The sequence below is a fragment of the Pseudomonas sp. DCB_AW genome (assembly GCF_026240895.1).
GTDB lineage: Bacteria > Pseudomonadota > Gammaproteobacteria > Pseudomonadales > Pseudomonadaceae > Aquipseudomonas > Aquipseudomonas kermanshahensis.
In genome coordinates, this window is sequence record NZ_JAPFCE010000035.1 from 1 (window position 1) to 24,193 (window position 24,193).

Here is a 24,193-nt window from a genome sequence, read left to right on the forward strand (position 1 = left end):
GGTGGTGGTCGGGCTTTGGGGGGAGAGGGGGGGGTTTGGGCCGTTTTTTTGTTTGTGGGGGGGGGTGGGGGGGGCGGGGGCCCCCCCGTGGCGCCCCCACGGGCGGCCCCCCGGGGGCCGGGCCCATTTTGGTAGGAGCGGCCTTGTGTCGCGAAAGGGGCGCAACGCGCCCCCAGCGTTCTTACTGCTGGCGCAGGCTCTCGAGCAGCTTATGGGTTGGATACCCATCCGCCGGCCATCCCAACCCCTGCTGGGCATTGCGAATGGCCTTGCGGGTGTTGGCGCCAATGATGCCATCGGCATTGCCCGCGTCATGCCCGCTAGCGTTGAGCAGGTGTTGCAGCTCCATGCGCTCGCTGCGGCTCAAAGGCAGGTCCTCTTTCGGCCAGCTGCCGGCAATGAAGCCCCAGCCCGAGAACCGGTCACCCAACAGGCTTACGGCCAGTGCGTAGGACGACGAGTTGTTGTACTTGAGGATGGCGCGGAAGTTGTCCAGCACCAGGAACGCCGGGCCGCGCGCACCTGCAGGCAGCAGCAGGGCGGCAGACAGCTGATTGCTGTTGGCGGGCAACTGAGTACCGGCTGGCAGCTTCACGCCCAGTTGCAACCACTCGCTCACCGGCTTGCGCAGTGACCCGTCGGCCAGCCAGAAGTCGAAACCGGCCGGTACTTGCACTTCAAAGCCCCAAGGCTGGCCGCGTTTCCAGCCAGAGCTCTGCAGGTAGTGCGCTGTGGAGGCCAGGGCATCGGGGGTGCTGTTCCAGATATCCCGGCGGCCATCACCGTCGAAATCCACTGCATGGGTGTTATAAGTGGTCGGGATGAACTGGGTCTGGCCCATGGCGCCAGCCCACGAGCCACGCATGGCCTCTGGCTGGATATCACCGTTCTGCAGGATTTGCAGGGCGGCAATCAGCTGGTCTTGGGCGAATTGGGGGCGGCGGCCTTCGTAGGCCAGGGTCGCCAGTGAGCGAATGACCGACTTGCTGCCCTGGAACTGGCCGAAGTTGCTCTCCATGCCCCAGACCGAAACCAGCACTTGGCGGTCCACGCCATAGCGCTGTTCGATGCGGTTCAACAGTTCTGCATTCTGCTCCATCAGCTTCTTGCCGTTGCGCACGCGCAGTGGCGACAGTGCACCTTCCAGGTATTCCCACACCGGGCGGGTGAATTCTGGCTGGCTGCGGTCGGCCTTGATCACGTCCATGTCGGGGGTGACACCGAGGAACGCACGGTCGAAGGTGTTTGGCGAAATGCCAGCCTGCAAGGCTTGTTGGCGGAAGCCAGCCTGCCATTGCGCGAAGGTTTGCAGGGGCTGGATCTCAGTAGCGCTGGCGTCGGGCGTTGCACCAGGCACATTCACCACCGGGGCGGGCTGGGCGGGTGCCAGCGGCAAGGCATCGGCGGCGGTGGGTTTTTCCGCGCAGGCGACGAGCAGGATGAAGCTGGAGGCCGCGATCAGCTGGCGGGATTTCCAACGGGGGAGAAGGCTGAGGAGCATGCACAGATCCAGAATTTCAGGTCAGGTGACGACCATACCATGCCTGCGCTTTCGATGCTTTCATGCCGCCAAAAAGTAAGAAGCCTCCCAATCTCTCGATTGGAAGGCTTCGCGGCGGTAGCTGCCTTTGCCCTTGTCCGGTTGTTCCTGGCGGCAGCGGAACAGTGGCTGGGCGACGATCGACTTGGCCTTGTTGGGGCCGTGCTTCTTCGGTTTTTTGCTCATGGTGCGGATTCCCGATGGGTGGCTTTCGGGGCGCACTGTAGGCCGCTGGGTGGGGGAGGGCCAATTGATTGTGTATATGGTTGGGGACTTAGGGCTGCTATGCAGCCCATCGCGACACAAGGCCGCTCCTACAGGGGTACGCGATTGCTGTAGGAGCGGCCTTGTGTCGCGATGGGGCGCGAAGCGGCCCCGGCTATTCGGAAGGGAGCGCTAGCCGCTGCCCGGCCATCAGCAGCGACAGCCGTGCCAGCCCGGTCCAGGGCGAACCCTCGGCCTGGCCCTTGATCTGCGCATCGATCCGCTGGGCATCTTGCAACAGCTGCGCCCAGCGTTGCGCCGAGAGGCGCTGCAGGGCTTTGCTGACCAGCGGGCGGCGTTTATCCCACACCGGTGGTCGCGCCTGGCTGAAGGCCTTGTCCAGCGGCACGCCCTGGCTGAACTGTTGGGCCAGCCCGGCCAGTTGGCGCAGTTCGCGCGCCAGTGCCCACAGAATCACCGGCGGCTCCACGCCTTCGCCGCGCAGGCCTTCAAGCATGCGCAGGGCGTGCGCGGCTTCGCCATTGAGAATGGCATCGACCAGGCCGAAGACATCGAAGCGGGCGCTGTCGGCGACCGCCGCCTGTACGGTCTCGACGGTGATCTGGTTACCGTCGGCCAGCAGCTTGAGTTTTTCGATTTCCTGGGCGGCAGCCAGCAGGTTGCCTTCGACCCGGGCGGCGATCAGGTCCACGGCATCGCGTTGAGCCGAAAGGCCTGCCTGCGACAGCCGCTGGTTGATCCACTGCGGCAGCTGGTGCGCATCCACCGGCCAGATCTGGATGAACTGGCAATGGGCGCCTTCGATCAGGGCCTTGCCCCACTTGGTCTTCTGCGCGCTGCCGTCGAGCTTGGGCAGGCTGATCAGCAGCAGCGTGTCTTCGGCCGGCCTGGCGCAGTATTCCATCAAGGCGGCAGCACCCTTGTCACCTGGCTTGCCGGAGGGCAAGCGCAGTTCCAGCAGGCGGCGCTGGGCGAACAGCGACAGGCTGGCGCCCGCCTGGAGCAAGGTACCCCAGTCGAAATTGGCGTCGGCGCTGAACACCTGGCGTTCGTCGAAACCTTGCTGGCGTGCGGCGCCGCGGATGGCGTCAGCGGCTTCCTGGCACAGCAATGGGTCGTCACCGCTGACCACGTAAACCGGTGCCAGGGCGCCTTGCAGGTGCTTGTTGAGTTGGGCGGGGGCGAGTTTCATCGGAAACAGGCGGGGCACCTAAGGTGCCCCGCACGGGCTCAGTTGCCCGGAACTTCCAGTGGCGACTGCTGAGGCGTTTCCGCCTGCTGACGGCGTGCCGCTTCCAGCGCGGCGGCTTCAGCCTGGGCGCGTTCGTCGGCTTTACGCTGCAGCTCGTCGAGTTGCGTCGGGGTCAGCATCTGCAGGCGTACGACCATGGCGTTGACCAGGTCGCGGCGCATTTCGTCACGTGCCCGTTTGGCTTCCTGCTCGGAACCGGTGATATTGGAACCGTCACGCACGTAGACCTTGCGCATTTCCAGTTTGTCGCTGAGCAGTTCCAGGTTGTTCAGGCCCTGGATGCTGTAGTTCAGTACCGTGGTCAGCTCGTACTCGGCCGAGCGGCTGCCACCGGTGTAGGTCGCGGCGCGTTCGTTTTCCTGCTCGTTGGTCAGCACCAGGCGGTAAGGCGCGCCCGCGTGCAGGTTGACGCCGTTACGCTCTAGAACCTGACGCAGCTGGGTCACGGTTTCGCCATAGGCATTGCGCGCGCTGACGTCCATCTCTTTGACGCTCAGCTCGGTGGTGCCGGTGCCACGCAGCTGGAAACCGCAGGCGCTGAGCACGACGGCCAGGCCGATTACCAGCAGATTGCGTTTGATCATGTTGTTGCTCCCTCTTGGGCCTGTACCGCCCGCCCGCAGAACCTGCGGGCGGGCGTGCCATCAATTGGCGACGATGTTGACCAGCTTGCCCGGTACCACGATGACCTTGCGGATGGTCAGGCCATCGATGAAGCGCAGGACATTCTCGTTGCTGCGGGCGGCGGCTTCGATTTCCTCGCGGCTGGCGGCGGCCGGCATTTCGACCTGACCACGCAGCTTGCCATTGACCTGCACCACCAGGACGATGCTGTCCTGTACCAGTGCGCTCTCGTCGACGGCTGGCCAGCCAGCATCGATGACCGCCTGGTCGTGGCCCAGCGCCTTCCACAGTTCGTGGGAGATGTGCGGGGTGATCGGCGCCAGCAGCAGGGTGACGGCTTCAAGGCCTTCCTGCAGCAGGGCACGGTCCTGTTCGGTGGCTTGCGGGGCCTTTTCCAGGACGTTCATCACGGTCATCACCTGGGCGATGGCGGTGTTGAACTTGTGGTACTGGCCCACGTCGGTGCTGGCCTGCTTGATCGCGGCGTGGATGGCGCGGCGGATGACCTTTTGCGCGTCGTCCAGCGTGGCGACATCCAGCTTGCCCGGCAGGCCCTGGCTGACGTGGCCTTGGGCCAGACGCCAGACACGGCGCAGGAAGCGGCTTGCGCCTTCGACGCCGGAATCGGACCACTCCAGGCTCATGTCGGGCGGCGAAGCGAACATCATGAACAGGCGGCAGGTATCGGCGCCGTAGGCTTCGATCATCGATTGCGGGTCGACGCCGTTGTTCTTCGACTTCGACATCTTCTCGGTGCCGCCGATTTCCACCGGCAGGCCGTCGGTCTTCAGGCGGGCGCCAATGATCTTGGCCTTGGCGTCACGTTCGATCTCGACATCGGCCGGGTTGAACCAGTCCTTGCCGCCGTTGCTGGCAACGCGGTAGTAGGTCTCGGCGACCACCATGCCCTGGGTCAGCAGGTTCTTGAACGGCTCGTTCGAGGTGACCAGGCCTTCGTCACGCATCAGCTTGTGGAAGAAGCGCGCGTACAGCAGGTGCAGGATCGCGTGCTCGATACCGCCGATGTACTGGTCGACCGGCAGCCAGTGGTTGGCGGCTTTAGGGTCGACCAGGCCTTGGTCGTAGTTTGGCGAGGCGTAGCGGGCGAAGTACCAGGACGACTCGACGAAGGTGTCCATGGTGTCGGTTTCGCGCTTGGCCGCCGTGCCGCATTTCGGGCAGGTGCATTCGTAGAACTCGGGCATGCGCGCCAGCGGCGAGCCGGCACCGTCCGGTACCACGTTTTCTGGCAGGGTGACCGGCAGCTGGTCTTCCGGCACCGGCACGTCGCCGCAGGACGGGCAGTGGATGATCGGGATCGGGCAGCCCCAGTAACGCTGACGGCTGATGCCCCAGTCGCGCAGGCGGAACTGGGTGCGCGACTTGCCGAGTTCCTTGCGGATCAGGGCGGCTTCGATGGCGTCGAAGGCGCCGGCGAAGTCCAGGCCGTCGAACTCGCCGGAATTGATCAGTTGGCCATGCTCGCCGTAGGCAGCCTGCCACTCGTTGCCGACTTCATCGCCAGCGCTGGTGCGCACCACGGCCTTGACCGGCAGGTTGTACTTGTGGGCGAACTCGAAGTCGCGCTCGTCGTGGGCCGGCACGGCCATCACGGCGCCATCGCCGTAGTGCATCAGCACGTAGTTGGCGACCCAAACCGGCAGCTTCTCGCCGGTCAGCGGGTGTTCCACCAGCAGGGAAGTGGGCATGCCCTTCTTCTCCTGGGTGGCCATGTCGGCCTCGGCGACGCTGCCGCTCTTGCACTCGTCGATGAACGCCTGCAGCGCCGGGTTGCCTTGGGCAGCCTGGGTGGCCAGCGGGTGTTCGGCGGCGACGGCGACGTAGGTGGCGCCCATCAGCGTGTCAGGACGGGTGGTGAAGACCTTGAGGGCGCCTTCGTGGCCGATGCTGGCCTGGTCGAACGGGAACTGGACTTCCATGCCGCGCGACTTGCCGATCCAGTTGCGCTGCATGGTCTTGACCTGTTCAGGCCAGCCCGGCAGCTCGTCGAGGCTCTCGAGCAACTCGTCGGCGTAGTCGGTGATGCGGAAGTAGTACATCGGGATTTCGCGCTTCTCAATCAGCGCGCCCGAACGCCAGCCGCGGCCGTCGATGACCTGCTCGTTGGCGAGCACGGTCTGGTCGGCCGGGTCCCAGTTCACGGTACCGTTCTTGCGGTAGATGACGCCCTTTTCGAACAGGCGGGTGAACAGCCACTGTTCCCAGCGGTAGTAGTCCGGCTTGCAGGTGGTGACTTCACGTGCCCAATCGATGGCCAGGCCCAGGCTCTTGAGCTGGGTCTTCATGTAGTCGATGTTTTCGTACGTCCACTTGGCCGGGGCGACGTTGTTTTTCATCGCCGCGTTTTCCGCGGGCATGCCGAAAGCGTCCCAGCCCATCGGCTGCAGGACGTTTTTGCCCAGCATGCGCTGGTAGCGGGCAATCACGTCACCGATGGTGTAGTTGCGCACGTGGCCCATGTGTAGCTTGCCGCTCGGGTACGGGAACATCGATAGGCAATAGTAGGTGTCTTTGCCTGGCTGTTCGGTAACAGCGAACGATTGTTGCTCGTCCCAGAAGTTCTGGGCGGCGGCTTCGATATCACGGGGCGTGTATTGTTCGTGCATGGCTACTTTTGGCTGAGAGAGAAGAGACCTTGTTCCAGGCAGCGGAACCTCGCTGCAACCGGTACTCCGGTGTCGTTTAGAGTGAACGCCGTAGCATACAGCAGCGCTGCGCATCGTGGGAAACCTTGATTGCGAATGCCCGCTGGTCGCGGCAAACGGCTGCTTTTTAGAGTGACGCTAAGCTCAGGTGTGGGGGGAGATATTTTTATCTTCAATGAGGTGAACGGATGGGAGAGACGCAGCTACCCGCAATCAAACCGGAGCTTTACGAACGCCTGATCGACCGCCTTGGCCTGGCATTGGAAGTTGCCCGGACGTCGGTACGATTGCGCGACGAGAGTCCAGCCGAGCTGGAGTTGCGCGGCCTTAGCCACGCAGAGTTCGAAGTGATCAAGGCCTACCTGGAATCCCTTCCGGAGCGCCAAAATGCCTGTGCCGGCAGTTACCCGCAAGCGGAGCCGACATCGGCCAAGATCATCTGGCTCAAGGACAAGAAACGCCCCGCCAGCACGGCGAGATCCAGGACGCTGCCGCATCGTTAGCCGTTCAGGACGCCAGGCGCAGGCCATCGCGCGCCGGTTCTTCAATACACTTCTCACGATCGTCGCCGGCCGCACACTTGTTGCCCGGCGTCGATCCTCTTAGGCTGCACGCCTTCCATGGAGGTGTAGCCGATGCCCATTCGATTCTTCATCAAGCAATGGCTGATGCCGCCGGGCGTCCTGTTCCTGCTGCTGCTGGCCGCCTGGTGGCTGCGTACCCGCCGCCCGTGGCTGGCGGCGCTGTGCTTTGCAGTGGGGCTGGGTGGCCTGTGGCTGATGAGTTTGCCCCTGGTGGTGCAGGAGTCGGCACGGTTGCTGGAAACCGAACCGCCTTTGCAGGTCAGCGAGTGGGCGGGCCTTGCCGGCAGGGCGGATGCCATCGTCGTGCTAGGTGCCGGGCGTGAGCGCGGTGACCCGGCCTGGGGTGGGGATGACCAGCCTACGGCAACGGCCCTTGAGCGCATGCGCTTTGCTGCGCGGCTGGCCAGGGCGTCGGGGTTGCCGGTGCTGACCAGCGGTGGCTTGCACTACGGCACGCCGCCGAGCGAGGCGCGGTTGATGGCGGATCGCCTGCATGAGGATTTCGCGGTGCAGGTGAAGTGGAAGGAAGAGGACAGCCGCACGACCTGGGAAAATGCTCAGATGAGCGCCAAGGTGTTGCAGCCGTTGGGTATCCGCCGGGTGGTGGTGGTGACCCAGGCGTGGCACATGCAGCGCTCGCGCTGGAGCTTCGAGCAGGCCGGGTTCGAGGTGGTGCCGGCGCCGGTGGGATTCCTCGGGCGTGATCATGCACGGCCGTTCGGTGGGTTGCTGCCGGAGAGCCGGGCCATGTGGCAAAGCGGGCAGTTGCTCAATGAAGCCGTTGGGTTGCTGGGGTATCGGTTGTTCTATTGAGCCTTGTATTGCTTGTGCTGGCCTCTTCGCGGGTTTACCCGCGAAGAGGCCGGTGCAGGAGAACTCAAACGGTCTTAGCGATGCGCCCGGCCAGTAACGCCCAGCCCAGCAACAGCACACAGAGGATCGCCAGCGGCCACGAGCGCCACTGCAGGTAAGGCGTCAATTGCTGCATCGGCACTACCTCGCCATACAGCACCGCCTGCTGGAACTGCGGAATTTGCGTGGTAATGCGCCCGAACGGATCGATCAGCGCGGTTATGCCGTTGTTGGTGGCGCGGATCATCCAGCGGCCGGCTTCCAGTGCCCGCATCTGCGCCATCTGCAGGTGTTGCAGGGGGCCGATGGAGGTGCCGAACCAGGTGTCGTTGCTGATGGTCAGCAGCAGGTCGCTGCGCGCCGCCAGGCTCGCCGCGAACTCGGGGTACACCACTTCGTAGCAGATGTACGGCGCGATCTGGTAACCCTTGGCCTGCAACAGCGGCTGGTCTTCGGGGCCCCGGGCAAAGTCCGACATGGGCAGGTTGAAGAACTCGATCGCGCCACGCAGCATGTCTTGCAGCGGCACATACTCGCCAAACGGCACCAGTTTCTGCTTGAGGTAGGTGCCGTCGCCTTCGCCGGTCACGGTGATGCCGTTGTAATAGCGGCGTTGGTGGTGCACCACCTCACGTACGGGGACGCCGGTGATCAGCGCCGAATGCCGCTCGGCGGCAAAGCGGCCCATCACGTCGATGTAGCCCTGGGCCTGGTCCTTGAGCACCGGCACCGCGGTTTCGGGCCAGATCAGCAGGTCTACGGGCTTCGAGGTGAAGGTCATGTCGCGGTACAGCGCCAGCTGCGCGTCGATGTGCGCGGGGTCCCATTTCACCTCCTGCTCGACGTTGCCTTGGATGGCGGCCACCTTGAGCGGATCACCCGCAGGCTTGGTCCAGGCGTGCCCCTTGAGGGCCATGCCCAGTACCCAGGGGGCGAGCAGCAGCACGCCGGCGACGGCCAGGAACGAGGGCCGGGCGCGTAGCCGATGCAGGTTGCACAGCAAGGCAGCGCTAAGCGCCAGGGTGAAGGAAATCAGCCACACGCCGCCTAGCGGCGCCAAGCCCGCCAAGGGGCCATCGAGCTGGCTGTAGCCCGCATAAAGCCAGGGGAAGCCGGTCAGGAACCAGCCTCGGAAGGCCTCTTGCAACAGCCACAGGGCAGCGAAGCACAAGGCATCGGCCAGCGGCGCCTCGTTGCGCCGCAGCCAGCGCGCCCACAGCCACGTGGGCAGGGCGAAGAACCAGGCAAGGGCGGCGAAGAACGCCAGCAGCAGCAGGATCGCCAGCAGCGGCGAAGCGCCGCCGTAGGTGTTCATGCTGACGTAGATCCACCAGGTGCCGGCGCCGTACAGGCCAAAGCCGAAACACCAGCCGCGGCCCATGGCCTGGCGCGGGCTGAGCTCGCGCAGGCCAAGGTAAAGCAGCGCGATGGACAACAGGGCCAGCGGCCAGATGTCGAACGGCGCCAAGGCCAGGAGGGTGGAAGCGCCGGCCGCCATGGCCAGCAGGTTACCGGGCCAGCCGGGGCGGGTGATCCAACGCATGATTGTCCTTAGCGGGTGATCGGTGTCAGGCGCAGCAGGTGAATCCGCCGGCTGTCGGCATTGAGAATGCGGAACTTGTAAGCACCGATCTCGGTGGTTTCGTTGCGCTTGGGCAGGTGCCCGAACGCGCTCATCACCAGGCCGCCCACGGTGTCGAATTCGTCATCGGAGAAGGTGCTGTCGAAGAACTCGTTGAAGTTCTCGATCGGGGTCAGTGCCTTGACCAGGAAGTCGCCGCTGGGCAGCGGCTTGATGTAGCTGTCTTCCTCGACGTCGTGTTCGTCCTCGATGTCACCGACGATCTGTTCGAGTACGTCCTCGATGGTCACCAGGCCTGCCACACCGCCGTACTCGTCGATGACGACGGCCATGTGGTTATGGTTGGCGCGGAACTCGCGCAGCAGCACGTTCAGGCGCTTGGACTCCGGCACGAAGGTGGCCGGGCGCAGCAGGTCCTTGATGTTGAAGCTGTCGCCGTTCTCTTTGAGGATCAGCGGCAGCAGGTCCTTGGCGAGCAGGATGCCCAGCACATCATCGTGGCTTTCGCCGATCACCGGGTAGCGCGAGTGCGCGGCGTCGATCACCGCCGGCAGGAACTCGCGAGGCGATTGGCTGGCCTTGATGCTGATCATTTGCGAGCGCGGCACCATGATGTCGCGCACCTGCAGGTCAGCAACCTGGATGGCGCCTTCGACAATGGTCAGCGCTTCGCTGTCGAGCAGCTTGTTCTGATGGGCTTCGCGCAGCAGCTCAAGGAGCTCCTGGCGGTTTTTCGGCTCATGGGCAAAAGCCTGGGTCAGTTTACCCAGCCAGGACTTTTGCCCGTTGCTCGATCGATCTTCGCTCATGGCGGTTCTCGTGATCCTTGCAGTATCAGTGTGTGATGGTTTCGTCTTCATCGTCGGCATACGGGTCAGGGTGACCCAGTTCTGCCAGCAATTCTCGTTCCAGGGCTTCCATTTCCTCGGCTTCTTCATCGTCGATGTGGTCGTAGCCGAGCAAGTGCAGGCAGCCGTGGATGACCAGGTGCGCCCAGTGGGCTTCCAGGGTTTTGCCCTGTTCGGCGGCCTCGCGCTCGACCACCGCCACGCAGATCACCAGGTCGCCCAGCAGGGGGATATCGAGCAGGTCATCAGGCACGTCGGCCGGGAACGACAGCACATTGGTCGCGTAGTCCTTGTGCCGGTAGGTGTGGTTCAGCTCGCGGCCTTCGGCTTCGTCGACCAGGCGGATGGTCATCTCCGAGTCGGCGCTGCGCTGGCGCAGGGCCAGCTCGCACCAGCGGCGGAAGGCAGCATCGTCAGGGGCGGCGGCGTCCGTGGCCCGTTGCAAGTCAAGTTCAAGCATCTTTGCCGGGTGCCTCTGGCTTGGCCTGACGGCCTTCGAAGCGGTCGTAGGCCTCGACGATGCGTTGCACCAGTGGGTGACGAACCACATCTTTGGGTTGGAAATGGGTAAAGCTGATACCCGGAACGTCCCGGAGCACCTCGATCACGTGCGCCAGGCCCGACTTCGTGCCACGGGGCAGGTCGACCTGGGTGATGTCACCGGTGATCACCGCCGTCGAGCCGAAGCCGATGCGGGTGAGGAACATCTTCATCTGCTCGAGCGTGGTGTTCTGGCTTTCGTCGAGGATGATGAAGCTGTTGTTCAGGGTACGGCCACGCATGTAGGCCAGCGGGGCGATCTCGATCACCTGGCGCTCGATCAGCTTGGCCACGTGTTCGAAACCCAGCATTTCGTACAGGGCGTCGTACAGCGGGCGCAGGTACGGGTCGATCTTCTGTGCCAGGTCACCGGGCAGGAAGCCGAGCTTTTCGCCCGCTTCGACTGCCGGGCGTACCAGCAGGATGCGGCGCACTTGCTCGCGCTCCAGGGCATCTACGGCACAGGCCACGGCCAGGTACGTCTTGCCGGTACCGGCCGGGCCGATGCCGAAGTTGATGTCGTTGGCCAGGATTTCCTTGACGTACCGCTGCTGGTTGACACCGCGCGGGCGAATGTTGCCCTTGCGCGTGCGCAACGAGACGCTGACCTCGTTGACCGCCGGGTTGTCGATGTTCTCGACGGTCGATTCCTGCAGGTACAGGTGGACCGTTTCTGGCGACAAGTCGGTGGCCTTGGCCTCGCGGTAGAGGCGGCGCAGCAGTTGCTCGGCAGCGGAGGTGGTCTTGGGTTCGCCGATCAGTTCGAACTGATTGCCGCGGTTGCGGATCTCGATGGCCAGGCGTTGCTCGATGAGGCGCAGGTGCTCGTCGAACTGGCCGCACAAGTTGGCGAAACGGTGGGCCTCGAAAGGTTCGAGGATGAAACGATGAGGTTCTATGGGTGCGTTCAAGGTCGTTTTTAGCCGCCCGACGGCAATGGGTGTGAGCTCAAGAATAACCCTTGAATGGCAGTGGCGAAAGCACTGAAACGTTCAACGGTATGTAGGGCCTGTTCTGGCCTATTCGCGGGTGAACCCGCTCCCACAGGTACTGCGCAGGTTTCAAGGCCGGTGGAGAGCCTGTGGGAGCGGGTTTACCCGCGAAGAGGCCGGCACTGCTATGATGCGCACCTTTTCTTACGCATGTGTTATCCCGCCAACCATGAGCAAACGCGAACCCGCCATCTATAAAGTGATCTTCCTCAACCAGGGGCAGGTCTTCGAGATGTATGCCAAGCAGATCTACCAGAGCGACCTGTGGGGCTTCCTGGAAATCGAGGAGTTCGTCTTCGGCGAGCGCACTCAGGTGGTGGTCGACCCCAGCGAAGAGAAGCTCAAGAGCCAGTTCGAGGGCGTGATCCGCAGCTTCGTGCCGATGCATTCGATCGTGCGCATCGACGAGGTCGAGCGCTTGGGTACGGCGAAGATCAGCGAGGCCAAGGGCGGCGGCAATGTGATGCCGTTCCCCATGCCGATGCCAGAGAAGTAGGGCGTTTCAGGGAAGTGGCGAGAACGGCGAGCGCCCTTCGGCGTTCTGCAGTTCAAGCAGGTACTTGCGGAAGATCTGGCCGAGCACCTGGGTCGCGTGTTCCAGCTCGTCGCGGGGCATCTGCTCGGTCACTTCGTCGGCCATGTCCAGCGCATCTTCAGCGCCGTTGACCGCCGCCATCTTCAGCAGAATGTAGGCCTGCACGTTATTGGCCTTGACCCCTTCGCCGCGGAAGAACATGGCGCCAAGCCGGTATTGGGCCTGGGCGTGGCCTTGCAACGAGGCCTGCTGAAACCAGTTCAGGGCCTTGTTCAGGTCTTTGGGCGTCTGGGTGTAGTAGTACTCGCCCAGTTCGAACTGCGCCTGGGCATCCCCCGTCGTCGCCGTCTGCTCGCAGGCCTTGAGGGCATTGGCGAGGTCTTCTGGCTGAACATTCAGGGTGCAGCGGCTCGTCGCTGGAATCAGCAATGAGTTACCACCCTCCGCCAGGGCCAGCAGGGGCTGTAGAAGCAACAGGCAGCCCAGGGTCAGGGCGCGGCCGGTGCGGTTCATGGGGATCGACTTACCTCTGCAAAGCTGCGGCCAATGTCTCTGGTGGCACATTATGGGATAAGCAGCGCCAACCTTACAAAGTTTTACGCGAAATTCTGTCGGGTTGTGGAAGTCAGCTGATTGTGTAGGAGCGGCCTTACGTCGCGAAAGGGCTGTAAGGGCGCTCCTACAGGGGCAAATGTGGCGGTTTACTTCAGTGCAGCAAAGGCCTTTTCAGCGGCATCCAGGGTGATCTGCAGCTCCTTGTCGCCATGGGCGATAGAGGTGAAGCCCGCCTCGAACGCGCTTGGCGCCAGGTACACGCCACCGTCGAGCATCAGGTGGAAGAAGCGCTTGAAGCGATCCGCATCGCTGGCCATCACGTCGTCGAAGGTGACGATGTCATCGGCGCCGCTGAAGTACAGGCCGAACATGGCACCCGCCTGCGTGGTGACGAACGGTACGCCAGCGGCATCGGCACGCTGTTGCAGGCCGTCGAGCATGCGGCTGGTGAAATCGGTCAGTTCGGCGTGGAAGCCTGGGCGGCTGATCAGTTTCAGCGTGGTCAGTCCGGCGGCCATGGCCAGCGGGTTGCCCGACAGGGTACCGGCCTGGTAGACCGGGCCCAGCGGGGCGATGCAGCCCATGATTTCGCGCTTGCCGCCGAAGCAGCCGACCGGCATGCCGCCGCCGACGATCTTGCCGAAGGTCGACAGGTCAGGGGTGATGCCATAGTAGCCTTGGGCGCCGCCCAGCGAGACGCGGAAACCGGTCATCACTTCGTCGAAGATCAACACCACGCCGTGCTTGTCGCACTGCTCGCGCAGGCCTTCGAGGAAGCCCGGGGCTGGCGGTACGCAGTTCATGTTGCCGGCCACCGGCTCGACAATGATGCACGCCACGGTCTGGCCGACGTCAGCCAGGGTTTTTTCGACCGCGGCAATGTCGTTGAACGGCAGGGTCAGGGTGTGTTTGGCGAAGTCCGCCGGCACGCCCGCCGAGCTTGGCACGCCTTGGGTCAGAAGGCCCGAGCCGGCTTTCACCAGCAGGCTGTCGGAGTGGCCGTGGTAGCAGCCTTCGAACTTGATGATGGCGTCGCGGCCGGTGTAGCCACGGGCCAGGCGGATGGCGCTCATGGTGGCTTCGGTGCCGGAGCTGACCATGCGGACCATTTCCATCGACGGCACGAGCGAGCAGACCAGGTCGGCCATCTCGGTTTCCATGGCGGTCGGGGCGCCGTAGGACAGGCCGTGTTGCAGTTGGTTGCGCACCGCATCGAGCACTTCAGGGTGGCCGTGGCCGAGGATCATCGGGCCCCAGGAACCCACGTAGTCGACGTAGCGCTTGTCGTCTTCGTCAACGACATAGGCGCCTTCGGCGTGCTTGAAGAACAACGGAGTGCCGCCAACGCTCTTGAACGCGCGGACGGGCGAGTTGACGCCGCCCGGGATGTGCTTCTGGGCTTGGGCGAACAGGGTTTCGGAACGGGACATGGGATCTTCTCTCGAAATCAGGAAGCGAACAGGGCGTTGAAGGCACGGGCGCGGCGGGTGACTTCCTGCGCGCTATCGGTACCAAACAGGCCGTGGATCACCGCCAGCAGGTCGGCGCCATGGGCGACCAACGGGGCAGCGTTGTCGAGGGTGACGCCGCCGATCACGGCGATCGGCAGCTTGACCTGGGCGCGGGCCTGTTCCAGCAGGTCGAGGCTGGCGGCCGGTGCGCCCGGCTTGGTCACGGAGTTGAAAAAGCGACCGAAGGCCACATAGCTGGCGCCTTCGCTGGCGGCCTGGCGGGCCAGGTCGAGCTGCGCGTGGCAGGTCGAGCCGATGATGGCCTCGCGGCCCAGCAACGCCCGGGCCGGGGTCAGCGGGCCGTCGGTCTGGCCCAGGTGCACGCCGACACCCAGGCGTGCGGCCAGTTCGGCGTCGTCGTTGATGATCAGCTGGGTGTCGTAGCGCTCGCACAGTTGCTTCAAGGCTTCGGCTTCGCGCAGGCGACGCGCGGCGTCGTCACTCTTGTCGCGGTACTGCAACAGTCGCACCCCGCCGTCCAGGGCCGCTTCGACATGGGACAGAAAACGGCCGGCGAGCAGCTGGCTGTCGGTGATTGCGTACAGACCGCGTAGCTTCATCTGAAAGCCTCGTATCAGGAGCAGAAATCCAGGGGCAGGCGGCGCGGCACGTACTGGCCCTTGCCCAGTTGCTCGGCGTCACGCAGGGTGCGCCAGGTGTAGTCCAGGGCGCTGCGCACAGCGCTTTGCAGTGCTTCGCCCAGGGCCAGTCGGCCGGCCAGGGCGCTGGCCAGGGTGCAACCGGAACCGTGGTAGCTGCCTGGCAGGCGTTGGCAGGTCCAGGTCAGGCGTTGGCCATCGCGGCTGTACAGGCGGTTGTGGATTTCGTCTTCGTCGCCGTGACCCCCGGTAATCAACAGGTGTCTACAGAACGGCAACAGTTTCTCGGCACACTCGTCGGCAGTGCCTTCAGGCAGCTCGGCGAGAATGCGCGCTTCCGGCAGGTTCGGCGTGGCGATGGTCGCCAGCGGCAGCAGGCGTTCGCGCACGGCGTAACCCACTTCGTCCTTGCCCAGGCGGCCACCGCCACCAGCACGCAGGACCGGGTCGCAGACCAGCGGCAGGTGCGGGTGGGCGGCAAGCAGTTCGGCGACGGTGTCGACCATGTCGATCGAACCGAGCATGCCCAGCTTGACGGCCGCTACCGTGGAGTCAGCCAGCACGGCGTTGGCCTGGGCCAGCACCCACTCGCGGTCGAGCACGCGGAAGTCGGAAACATTGACGGTATCCTGGACGGTCAGGGCGGTCACCGCGGGTGCGGCGTGACAGCCTTGGGCGATCAGGGCTTCGATATCTGCCTGCAAGCCGGCGCCGCCACTGGGGTCGTGGCCGGAGAGACAGAGGACAACGGGGCGGGAGCTGTAGGTATTCATGGGCGGCGAGCTTACCACCAAACCCATTTGTGGGGATCGTCCTACAAACGAGTTTTGCTGATCGACTGGTCAGATTCAGGTGTGTTGTTCTGCTGAAAGTATTGATTTAGAGCCTTTTGGCCGCAATTCGAGATGGCCGATTGCCAGGTAGGAAAGCTATGCTAGAGTGCTCGGATAACTCGACAAACGGGTTCTGCCGGATTACGTCGTCTCAAACGGATGGGAGGCAACCGCGACGCGACCGGACAGGCCATGCTGGGGCTGTATGCGCTATTTGCTGATTGTGCTTCTGGGCTTGTTGCCCGTGCTGGCCGTTGCGGTCGACTTCGACGACGCTACCCGCCATCTTCCGCTGGGCGAAACCCTTCAGGTCTTCGAAGACCCTGATGGCAGTACCAGCATTGCCCAAGTCAGTGAGCCCACGTTCGCCAAGCACTTTCGGGCCCATCACGAGCCTGTGTTGAACGCGGGTTATTCCACGTCGGTGTTCTGGTTGAAGATCGACCTGCGTTACCTGCCGTCGGCCACTGCCACCCCCCGCCAATGGCTGCTGGAACTGGCCTACCCACCTCTGGATCACCTCGAGTTGTACCTGCCCGACAGCACCGGTACTTACCGCTTGGCCCAGCGCACGGGCGACGCCTTGCCTTACGCCAGCCGGCAGATCCGGCAGAACAACTACCTGTTCGAGTTGCCGCTGCCCCCAGGCCAGGCGACCACCGTCTACCTGCGCTTGCACAGCCAGGGTTCGGTGCAGGCGCCGCTGGCGCTATGGTCGGCCGAGGCCTACATGGAGGACCAGCCCACGCGCCTGTACGTACTGGGCATGATCTACGGCGTGTTGCTGGTGATGCTGGTGTACAACCTGTTCATCTACCTCAGCGTGCGGGATGTCAGCTACCTCTACTACATCCTCTACATCGCCTCGTTCGGTCTTTATCAGGTTTCGGTGAACGGTGCGGGGGTCGCCTACTTCTGGCCGGACAGCCCCTGGTGGGCGAATGCCTCGACGCCCTTGTTCATTGGCGCTGCCGGTTTGTTCGGCTGCCAGTTCGCCCGGCATTTTCTGCAACTGGGCAAGATCAGCCGTGGCTTCGACCGGTTGTTGCAACTGCTGATGCTGGGCGGTGGGTTGGTGATGGTCTTGGCCGTGAGCATGCCGTATGGCATCGCCCTGCGCATGGCCACGGTGCTGGCGTTGCTGTTCACCGTCAGCATCTTTGCCGCTGGCGTGTATGCCTGGTCGCGCGGTTTGCGGGTGGCGCGCTGGTTCATCATTGCCTGGTCGGCGTTTTTGCTGGGCGGGCTGGTCAACACCTTGATGGTGCTGGGTTACTTGCCGAACGTGTTTATCACGATGTATGCCAGCCAGTTGGGCTCGGCGCTGGAGGTGGCGCTGCTGTCGCTGGCGCTGGCCGACCGTATCAACAGCCTGCGCGAGCAACAGGCGCAGACCCTGCGTGAAACCGGTCGAACCCTGGAGCAGTTGAACCTGCAACTGGCCAGGAGCAACCGCTTGAAGGACGAGTTCCTGGCCACGGTCACCCATGAACTGCGCACCCCGATGAATGGTGTGATCGGCTCGCTTGAGCTGATGCACACCCTGCCGATGGAGGCCGAAATGGCCCAGTACCATCGCACAGCGGTCACGTCGGCGCAGAGCATGATGGACATGGTCGACGACATCCTCACCCTCTCCGAGCTACAGGGCGGCCGCTTGCGTGTGCAGGCCGCGCCCTTCAGCCTGCGTAACATGCTGCAAGGCTTGCGAGCCGCACACGCTGGCCAGGCGCTGGGTAAAGGGTTGTACCTGAGCCTGGACATACCTGCCGATCTGCCAGACGCGCTGCTGTCCGATGCGCAAAAACTGGCCCGTTGCCTGGGTTGCCTGCTGGACAACGGCCTGAAGTTCACCGATCAGGGCGGGGTCATGCTGCAGGTGCGTGGCCAGCGCCTGGGGCCGGACAACCTGGCGCTTACCTTCACGGTCAGTGACAGTGGTATCGGCTTCGATGATCTCGACCAGGCCACGCTTTATCAGCGTTTTTTCCAGGTTGATGGTTCCATGACCCGGCGTTATGGCGGGCTGGGCATCGGATTGTCGATTTGCAGGCAGATGGGCGAGTTGCTGGGGGCCACGCTGTCGCATGAGTCAACGCGCGGGTTGGGGAGCCGGTTCGAGTTGACGATGAAAGTCGCGATATCGCAGGTGCAGTTGCCTCCGCACATGCAGCAGACGCGTCGCTCCTTCTAGTAGTAGGTGTATCGATAGCGGGCAGGACGCGTTTGGGGCTGACAGGCGCCCGCCACGGGAGGTTTAGCGCCTGGGAAGTCGAGCGCCGCCCGCGCGGCGCTTCGCAGCACAAGGCTGCTCCTACATTTCTTCCGGGCCAGTTATTCCGCGCGATCCCTTGGTGCATGGCGCGATATCGAGTCGGACCAATAAGGCGGTCGCGCGCCGCCCTCACAGGCGTGACTGGCCCGAAACAGATGTAGGAGCAGCCTTGTGCTGCGAAGCGCCGCGCGGGCGGCGCTCGATCTCATAGGCGCTAAATGTGTTGTGGCGAGCACCTATCAGCCCTGATGCATTCTCAAAGCTTGCCCCCGCGACCTACAACAACTCCAGCCTCTTGCTACGCATCTGCGCAGGAGCCATGGCCAAGGCGTTGCTGGATGATACGCCTCAGCCAAGGCTAGGCAGCGCGGGTTACTGCATTCATGGTGCGTAAGCCGACAAATAGCCAAAAAGAGCGGTAATGGGCATCCAGCAGACAATCAGCCATAGAACATTTGCCCAAGTTATTTTTGAATTTTCAAACCCACACGCATCACCCTCACAAACATTGACTGATTGCTGTATTTGTACCATTGCCACCGAGAAAAAGGTGCTGTAGAGGAGTGTGAGCATAATCGGGATTAGGGTGAAAGCTGAGAGTGGCAGGCTATCGAATAACTTTTCGGATATATAGAATTCCCAGCCCACTATCATCAGGATGGGTGCGTAAAACATCAGAGTGACACCGACCGCACTACCTTCTACAGGCCGGTTCGCTTGAGTGCAGCGCGCGACGATTTTTTTCATTAGAAAGTAGATTGTTACAGCGCCGAAAATTGTACAAAGCAGCGGGATGAGTCTGAGGCCATGCTGACCTCTAATGAGTAACCAGTGTCGATAGTGCCAGTAGTAAAGGTACAGGCCCATTGATAAAGATCCCATGATCATGAGCTTTGATATGGAGATGACATAGAGCTGTGTTTTTTGGGGCGACTCGTGAGGGTGCTTCTGGTCGGAGCTCATTTGGTGTTCTCTCATTTTATCAGCTTCATTAGGTAATATGCCGCTACCCAGACAACTCCAATAGTGTTTAACGAAGATGCAATAAGTATTTTTCTTCTCAAATACCTAGGGAATTGTAAGTGATCTTGCTCATTCAATAGCCCGCTGCGAATGCTCGAAGCGGGGGATCCAATGGCGCCAGCGATTACAGAAATAACTAGAATTCTGGAACCTATTTTTTTCTCTCCCCACATGCCGGTCGCAAATGGAAGACACGCGCTCCGTTGGAGTGCTGAGGTCATTTCTTTATATTGGCGAGAGCAAGCGATGTGAAGGTCAGATGCAAGCCCGATCAAGGCGAGGCAGATTGGAGTGCCTAACAAAAATAGCCTTAGTTTTACGTCAAGGTGATCAATCATCTCCAAAGACCTCGAAGACTAATTCGCCGAACTCCTCACCCCCTTCCATACCACCGATGCTGCCGGCCAAAGCGCCTCCACCAGTGATCACTATTCCGCATGCTGCGGCATAAGGTCCGAATCTCCAGCAAACCTTCGCAGAGATTCTGGCCGCAAGTTTTCCTGCCAGCCAGCCACCAGCTAAACCACCGGAGAAATTACTTGCCTCAGTAACGTTGACTTTTTTACAGGCATTTGTGTTGCCCTCTTTGCACACCTCAGAAATTTTTAAAGCAGATCCGCCACTGCCAATAGCAATGCCAATATATCCTCCGGCTTTAAGATATTTGGCCATCTTGGCCAGCTTATCCAAATGTGTCGCGTAGCCAGGGATCTGTGTAGGTCCTCCCGCCTTGCTCCAGTGGTGCACCAAGCTTCTCGATGAGATTCCCAAGTCCCGCCGCAGACTTTGATAGTTTCCGAGGTTGAGGCGTTTGTTCAGAACGGTCGCTTTCAAGTTCGCACTCAATTGCGTAAACAGCTTTTGACGTTCTGCAAAGAACTCAGGGTGCCGAAGATGCCCGTGCTTGATGAATTGGTCTTTATGAAGATGTTCGATTTTTTGCAAAATGGTGCTGAGTTCATCCATCGACTTGGCAACCATCGCCTCGCTCACACCCATCGCCAGGCTCACATCACTGAGCAGCCCGGCAATCTCGGCCTGATGACGCATCATGAATTCGGCTTCTTCAGGTGTCAGGCTCGCCAACGCTTCCCGTGCCTGCTTCGCCGCACTCATCGCCTGTAGCTCTTCACGGGTGCACACCGGGCGCCTCTGGCCGTCGCCGATGACAAAGATTTCGCCTGCCTTGAACCCACTCTGATACGTCGGGTTCAGCCGTTCCAGGATTGAACGCGGCAAGTTGGCCTGCGGCGCGCCGAGTTCTGCCAGGACTTCCTGGTAGGTCATGCAGCGCGGGAGGATATAAAAGCCAGGTTCCATGGCTTGCGTAGCGGGCGAGGGCTGAAACCCCTCAGGTCGGTAGCTACTGCATGTCGGGTTACTCGTTTGGGCCTGTGGCGGAGCCTCATAGACGGTCGCAGGTGCGGGCGCTCTGCGCGGGGTGGGCCCATTGGGTGCCCGCGCAATCAAGCGATTGCTGCCTATGGGGCAGCCGCACTGGACCAGTGCGCCATCCACGGCGGTCGGTATCCCGTCCTGCTTCCATCGACTTTCGCCTTCAACGATGGTCCCTTCGTTACCGCAGAGTGGGCAGGGTGTTGTTTTGTCGCCCACCAGCAGCCAGCCGCTCCCGTGTACACGCCCACGTGCCTGGCCGGCGATGCAGATGGCACCTGTGGTGGTCTGGTCGCCGTCGAGTCCCTGGCCTTTGCCAAGGATGTTCATACGCTGGCTCATGGTTCGACGCTTCCTGAAAGGGTGGAAGCCCGAACCTAGCACTCTGGAAACGGCACATTTCACTGGAAGAATGGTTTAGGAAACCTCCTACACGAAATGCAGATTTGGATGTCGTCCGATAATCACCGCCGCAGCCAAATGCCATCCCGATTAGTCATTTTTGTCACTTTGACTGACCCCCAGGGAGTGCTTCACTGGGACTTTCAGGCCTGCACGGATCCAGGAGCTGCCAATGAACCTGCACCAGTACGCTGAAACCCACGAAGTCACCAACCAGCCGCCGTCCCTCGACGGCGCCAACCTGTACCGCCTTGACCAACCCTTGCAGGAGTGGTCGCGGCGTTTTGGCGCTGGCTGGGCCGAGTCGCGGATCGATGCTTACGGTGCCTTGGCCGGTGGGCCGCTGATGGCTGCGGGCTTCTTGGCCAACGCGCACAAGCCCGAATTCAGCAGCCACGACCGTTATGGCCATCGTATTGACTTGGTCGAGTTCCACCCGGCCTACCACGAGCTGATGCGCACTGCCGTCGAGCACGGTCTGCCTTCTCTGCCATGGGCAGAACCCCGTGCCGGTGCGCATGTGGCGCGCGCGTCGATGACCTACCTGCACAGCCAGGCCGAAGCTGGCACTGGCTGCCCGCTGACCATGACTTTCGCCGCCGTGCCGGCGCTGCGCCTTCAGCCCGAACTGGCCGAATACTGGCTGCCGAAAATCCTGGCCTGCGAATATGACCCGCGCAACGTCGGGGACCGGCACAAGGCCGGGGTTACCCTGGGCATGGCCATGACCGAGAAGCAGGGCGGCACCGACGTGCGTGCCAATACCACGCGGGCCTACCCGGTCGGTGCGCCGGGCCCTGGCCAGGCGTATGAACTGGTCGGGCACAAGTGGTTTTGCTCGGCGCCGATGTGCGATGCCTTTCTTACCCTGGCCCAGACCGAAAAAGGCCTGAGCTGCTTCCTGTTGCCCCGCCATCGCCCGGATGACAACCGCAACCAGTTCTATATCCAGCGCTTGAAAAACAAGCTGGGCAACAGCTCCAATGCGTCCAGTGAAGTCGAGTTTCGGGGCGCCCTGGCGTGGATGGTGGGTGAAGAAGGGCGCGGTGTGCCGACCATTATCGAGATGGTCGCCATGACCCGTTTCGACTGCATGGTTGGCTCCAGTGCCCTGATGCGCCAGGCCCTCACCCAGGCCGCCCATCATTGCGCGTTCCGCAAGGTCGGCGGCCGGGTATTGAACGAGCAGCCGCTGATGCAGAACGTGCTGGCCGACCTGGCGCTGGAGAGCGAGGCGGCGCTGGCCCTGAGCCTGCGCATGGGGCAGGCCCTGGAGCAGCTCGATGACCCGCAGCAGGCGCATTTTGCCCGGCTGGTCACAGCGGTGGGCAAGTACTGGATCTGCAAGCGTGCCCCGGCAATGATCAACGAGGCCGCCGAATGCCTGGGCGGGGCCGGGTACGTCGAAGACAGCATCCTGCCGCGGTTGTACCGCGAAGCACCGGTCAACTCGACTTGGGAAGGCTCGGGCAATGTGCAGTGCCTGGACGTGTTGCGGGCGTTGTCCAAGGAGCCGGGGGTGCTGGACGCGTTGTTCACCGAGCTGGGTGATGGCCATGGCGACCCACGGCTGGCTGCGCACATTGGCAACCTCAAGGGGGCGTTCGCCGACACCACCGACATCCAGTACCGCGCCCGTCAGCTGACCGAGGACATTGCACTGGCGCTGCAGGCCAAGCTGCTGCTGGAGGCGGGTAATGCGGTGGTCAGCGATGCGTTCATCGGCAGCCGCCTGGCCGGTGGTGGTCGGGCCTATGGCGCGCTGCCGCGGGGTGTGGATGTTCAGGCGCTGGTGGCAAGGGCCACGCCGGTCTGGCAAGACTGATCAATGGGGGTGTATTTAGCCACGAAGGCAGGCAAGATGGTCCACATGCATGTCCAGACAGGAAGCACAGTGTGAGCCACGCTTTTGTAGTCGTTGATACCCCAGAACAGGCCGTCGACCGTCTGGCGGCCCTGCATGAACAGGCCACCGGTGCCCTCAGCCAAGCCCTCAAGCGCTACCTCAAGGACCGAACCGAGCCCGATGCCGACGAGCGCGGGCTGTTCCGTTATCCCGCGCTGCGCCTGACCTATTACAGCCAGGGTGAGGTCGCGGCCACCACGCGTGCCTACGCCAAGGTCCAGGTCGCCGGCACCTACAGCGTCACCGTCACCCAGCCAGCCGCGTTCCGTGGCTATCTGCTCGAGCAACTGCGCCCGCTCATGCACGACTACACCGTGACGGTGGAAGTGGGAGTGAGCGAGCAGAACATCCCGTACCCGTACGTGGTCGACCAGGGCGACGAGCTGGCCGGCAGCGGCATCACCGCCGCCCAGCTGGCGCGGGTGTTCCCCAGCACCGACCTGTCGGCAGCCACCGACAATATCGCCGATGGCCTGTACGACTGGGACAGCACCGAAACCCTGCCGCTGGCGCTGTTCGATGCCGCGCGTGTCGACTTCTCGCTGCGTCGCCTGGTGCACTACACCGGCAGCGACTGGCGGCATGTACAGCCGTGGATTTTGCTGACCAACTACCACCGCTATGTCGACCAGTTCATCAGCCATGGCCTTGAGCAACTGCGTGACGACCCGCGTTTCGTACGCATGGTGCTGCCGGGCAACGTGGTGATCGAAAAAGGCATGGACCATGGCGAAACCCAGGCCCTGGTGGCCAGCGTGGTCTGGCACCGTTACCAGATGCCGGCCTACCACCTGATCGCCGCCGACGGCGACGGCGTGACCTTGGTCAACATCGGCGTCGGCCCTTCCAATGCCAAGAACATCACCGACCACCTGGCCGTGCTGCGCCCGCACTGCTGGCTGATGATCGGCCACTGCGGCGGGCTGCGTCAGTCGCAGACCATCGGTGACTATGTGCTGGCGCACGCCTACATGCGGCGCGACGGCATTCTTGACCGTGTGGTGCCGCCAAACATTCCGATCCCGGCCCTGGCCGAGGTGCAGATGGCCTTGCAAGAGGCAGCAGCACAAGTGACCGGTGAGCGCGGCGAACAGCTGAAAAAGCGCCTGCGCACTGGCACTGTGTTGACCTACGATGACCGTAACTGGGAACTGCGCTGGGCCCAGGAGCGGCCATTGATCAACCTGTCACGTGCAGTGGCGGTGGACATGGAGAGTGGCACCATTGCCGCCCAGGGCTACCGCTTGCGGGTGCCGTACGGCACGTTGCTGTGTGTCTCCGACAAGCCGCTGCACAGCGAGATCAAGCTGCCAGGCTCGGCCAACGCGTTCTACAACCGGGCGGTCAGCCAGCATTTGAAGATCGGCATTGCCGCCCTCGACCTGCTACGTACCGAGCTCAATTCGTTGCACTCGCGTAAACTGCGCAGCTTCGATGAGCCGCCGTTCCGCTGA

21 protein-coding genes are annotated in these 24,193 nt (G+C 62.6%); 6 read left to right on the top strand and 15 right to left on the bottom strand.

What is annotated here, in order from left to right:
* Positions 1-181: 181 nt before the first annotated feature.
* The 5 genes from OO306_RS18215 to leuS all read right to left on the bottom strand — a co-directional run bounded on the left by OO306_RS18215 (position 182) and on the right by leuS (position 6,268).
* Positions 182-1,501, bottom strand: a complete 1,320-nt coding sequence (locus OO306_RS18215) for a lytic murein transglycosylase (protein ID WP_265969533.1) — start codon at positions 1,499-1,501, stop codon at positions 182-184.
* Positions 1,502-1,561: 60 nt separating this feature from the next.
* The gene (arfA, locus tag OO306_RS18220) at positions 1,562-1,726 is read right to left on the bottom strand and encodes an alternative ribosome rescue factor ArfA (RefSeq protein WP_016501800.1); all 165 of its coding nucleotides are present in this window, start codon (positions 1,724-1,726) and stop codon (positions 1,562-1,564) included.
* A 193-nt stretch (positions 1,727-1,919) separates the two neighbouring features.
* Positions 1,920-2,957: a DNA polymerase III subunit delta gene (gene holA, locus OO306_RS18225; RefSeq protein WP_027592618.1), complete on the bottom strand. Its 1,038-nt coding sequence runs from the start codon at positions 2,955-2,957 to the stop codon at positions 1,920-1,922.
* Positions 2,958-2,995: 38 nt separating this feature from the next.
* Entirely contained in the window at positions 2,996-3,601 is a 606-nt protein-coding gene (gene lptE / locus OO306_RS18230; RefSeq protein ID WP_186677453.1) for an LPS assembly lipoprotein LptE, read from the bottom strand.
* A 60-nt stretch (positions 3,602-3,661) separates the two neighbouring features.
* Entirely contained in the window at positions 3,662-6,268 is a 2,607-nt protein-coding gene (gene leuS / locus OO306_RS18235; RefSeq protein WP_027592620.1) for a leucine--tRNA ligase, read from the bottom strand.
* 227 nt (positions 6,269-6,495) lie between these two features.
* On the opposite strand from leuS, the gene OO306_RS18240 reads away from it, so the two are divergent.
* The gene (locus OO306_RS18240) at positions 6,496-6,810 is read left to right on the top strand and encodes a hypothetical protein (protein ID WP_027592621.1); all 315 of its coding nucleotides are present in this window, start codon (positions 6,496-6,498) and stop codon (positions 6,808-6,810) included.
* Positions 6,811-6,942: 132 nt separating this feature from the next.
* Complete coding sequence (locus tag OO306_RS18245; RefSeq protein ID WP_265969534.1) at positions 6,943-7,704, top strand: YdcF family protein; 762 nt, start codon at positions 6,943-6,945, stop codon at positions 7,702-7,704.
* Between the two features lie 64 nt (positions 7,705-7,768).
* Here the strand turns inward: OO306_RS18245 and lnt are convergent, their stop codons facing one another.
* Genes lnt through OO306_RS18265 form a run of 4 tightly spaced genes read right to left on the bottom strand, consistent with a single transcriptional unit; the run spans position 7,769 to position 11,624 of the window.
* On the bottom strand, positions 7,769-9,286 hold the full coding sequence (gene lnt, locus OO306_RS18250) for an apolipoprotein N-acyltransferase (protein WP_099430532.1): 1,518 nt from the start codon (positions 9,284-9,286) through the stop codon (positions 7,769-7,771).
* A gap of 8 nt (positions 9,287-9,294) precedes the next feature.
* Positions 9,295-10,134 (bottom strand): HlyC/CorC family transporter, encoded by an 840-nt coding sequence (locus tag OO306_RS18255; RefSeq protein WP_027592624.1) that lies wholly within the window; start codon positions 10,132-10,134, stop codon positions 9,295-9,297.
* A gap of 25 nt (positions 10,135-10,159) precedes the next feature.
* Entirely contained in the window at positions 10,160-10,633 is a 474-nt protein-coding gene (ybeY, locus tag OO306_RS18260) for an rRNA maturation RNase YbeY (RefSeq protein WP_099455387.1), read from the bottom strand.
* Positions 10,626-11,624, bottom strand: a complete 999-nt coding sequence (locus OO306_RS18265; protein WP_027592626.1) for a PhoH family protein — start codon at positions 11,622-11,624, stop codon at positions 10,626-10,628. Before OO306_RS18265 ends, ybeY begins: the two co-directional genes overlap by 8 nt.
* Positions 11,625-11,874: 250 nt before the next feature.
* Between OO306_RS18265 and OO306_RS18270 the strand changes: the two genes are divergently transcribed.
* Positions 11,875-12,201 (top strand): DUF1820 family protein, encoded by a 327-nt coding sequence (locus tag OO306_RS18270; RefSeq protein ID WP_027592627.1) that lies wholly within the window; start codon positions 11,875-11,877, stop codon positions 12,199-12,201.
* Between the two features lie 6 nt (positions 12,202-12,207).
* Here OO306_RS18270 and OO306_RS18275 read toward each other — a convergent pair whose 3' ends face one another.
* The 4 genes from OO306_RS18275 to OO306_RS18290 form a co-directional block, all read right to left on the bottom strand.
* On the bottom strand, positions 12,208-12,753 hold the full coding sequence (locus OO306_RS18275) for a tetratricopeptide repeat protein (RefSeq protein WP_027592628.1): 546 nt from the start codon (positions 12,751-12,753) through the stop codon (positions 12,208-12,210).
* A 188-nt stretch (positions 12,754-12,941) separates the two neighbouring features.
* On the bottom strand, positions 12,942-14,225 hold the full coding sequence (hemL, locus tag OO306_RS18280) for a glutamate-1-semialdehyde 2,1-aminomutase (protein WP_085272346.1): 1,284 nt from the start codon (positions 14,223-14,225) through the stop codon (positions 12,942-12,944).
* Positions 14,226-14,242: 17 nt separating this feature from the next.
* Positions 14,243-14,866: a thiamine phosphate synthase gene (gene thiE, locus OO306_RS18285; RefSeq protein WP_027592630.1), complete on the bottom strand. Its 624-nt coding sequence runs from the start codon at positions 14,864-14,866 to the stop codon at positions 14,243-14,245.
* Positions 14,867-14,880: 14 nt separating this feature from the next.
* Positions 14,881-15,678, bottom strand: coding sequence for a hydroxymethylpyrimidine/phosphomethylpyrimidine kinase (locus OO306_RS18290; RefSeq protein ID WP_085272375.1), 798 nt, complete (start codon positions 15,676-15,678; stop codon positions 14,881-14,883).
* 265 nt (positions 15,679-15,943) lie between these two features.
* Between OO306_RS18290 and OO306_RS18295 the strand changes: the two genes are divergently transcribed.
* Positions 15,944-17,932: a hybrid sensor histidine kinase/response regulator gene (locus OO306_RS18295; protein WP_265969535.1), complete on the top strand. Its 1,989-nt coding sequence runs from the start codon at positions 15,944-15,946 to the stop codon at positions 17,930-17,932.
* 462 nt (positions 17,933-18,394) lie between these two features.
* Here the strand turns inward: OO306_RS18295 and OO306_RS18300 are convergent, their stop codons facing one another.
* Together OO306_RS18300 and OO306_RS18305 are read right to left on the bottom strand one after the other, a co-directional pair.
* The gene (locus OO306_RS18300) at positions 18,395-18,976 is read right to left on the bottom strand and encodes a hypothetical protein (protein ID WP_265969536.1); all 582 of its coding nucleotides are present in this window, start codon (positions 18,974-18,976) and stop codon (positions 18,395-18,397) included.
* Positions 18,977-19,366: 390 nt separating this feature from the next.
* Entirely contained in the window at positions 19,367-20,773 is a 1,407-nt protein-coding gene (locus tag OO306_RS18305; protein WP_265969537.1) for a PAAR domain-containing protein, read from the bottom strand.
* Between the two features lie 232 nt (positions 20,774-21,005).
* Here OO306_RS18305 and OO306_RS18310 point away from each other — a divergent pair, with 232 nt between their 5' ends.
* Together OO306_RS18310 and amn are read left to right on the top strand one after the other, a co-directional pair.
* On the top strand, positions 21,006-22,658 hold the full coding sequence (locus OO306_RS18310) for an acyl-CoA dehydrogenase family protein (RefSeq protein ID WP_265969538.1): 1,653 nt from the start codon (positions 21,006-21,008) through the stop codon (positions 22,656-22,658).
* A 71-nt stretch (positions 22,659-22,729) separates the two neighbouring features.
* Positions 22,730-24,193 (top strand): AMP nucleosidase, encoded by a 1,464-nt coding sequence (gene amn / locus OO306_RS18315; RefSeq protein ID WP_027592636.1) that lies wholly within the window; start codon positions 22,730-22,732, stop codon positions 24,191-24,193.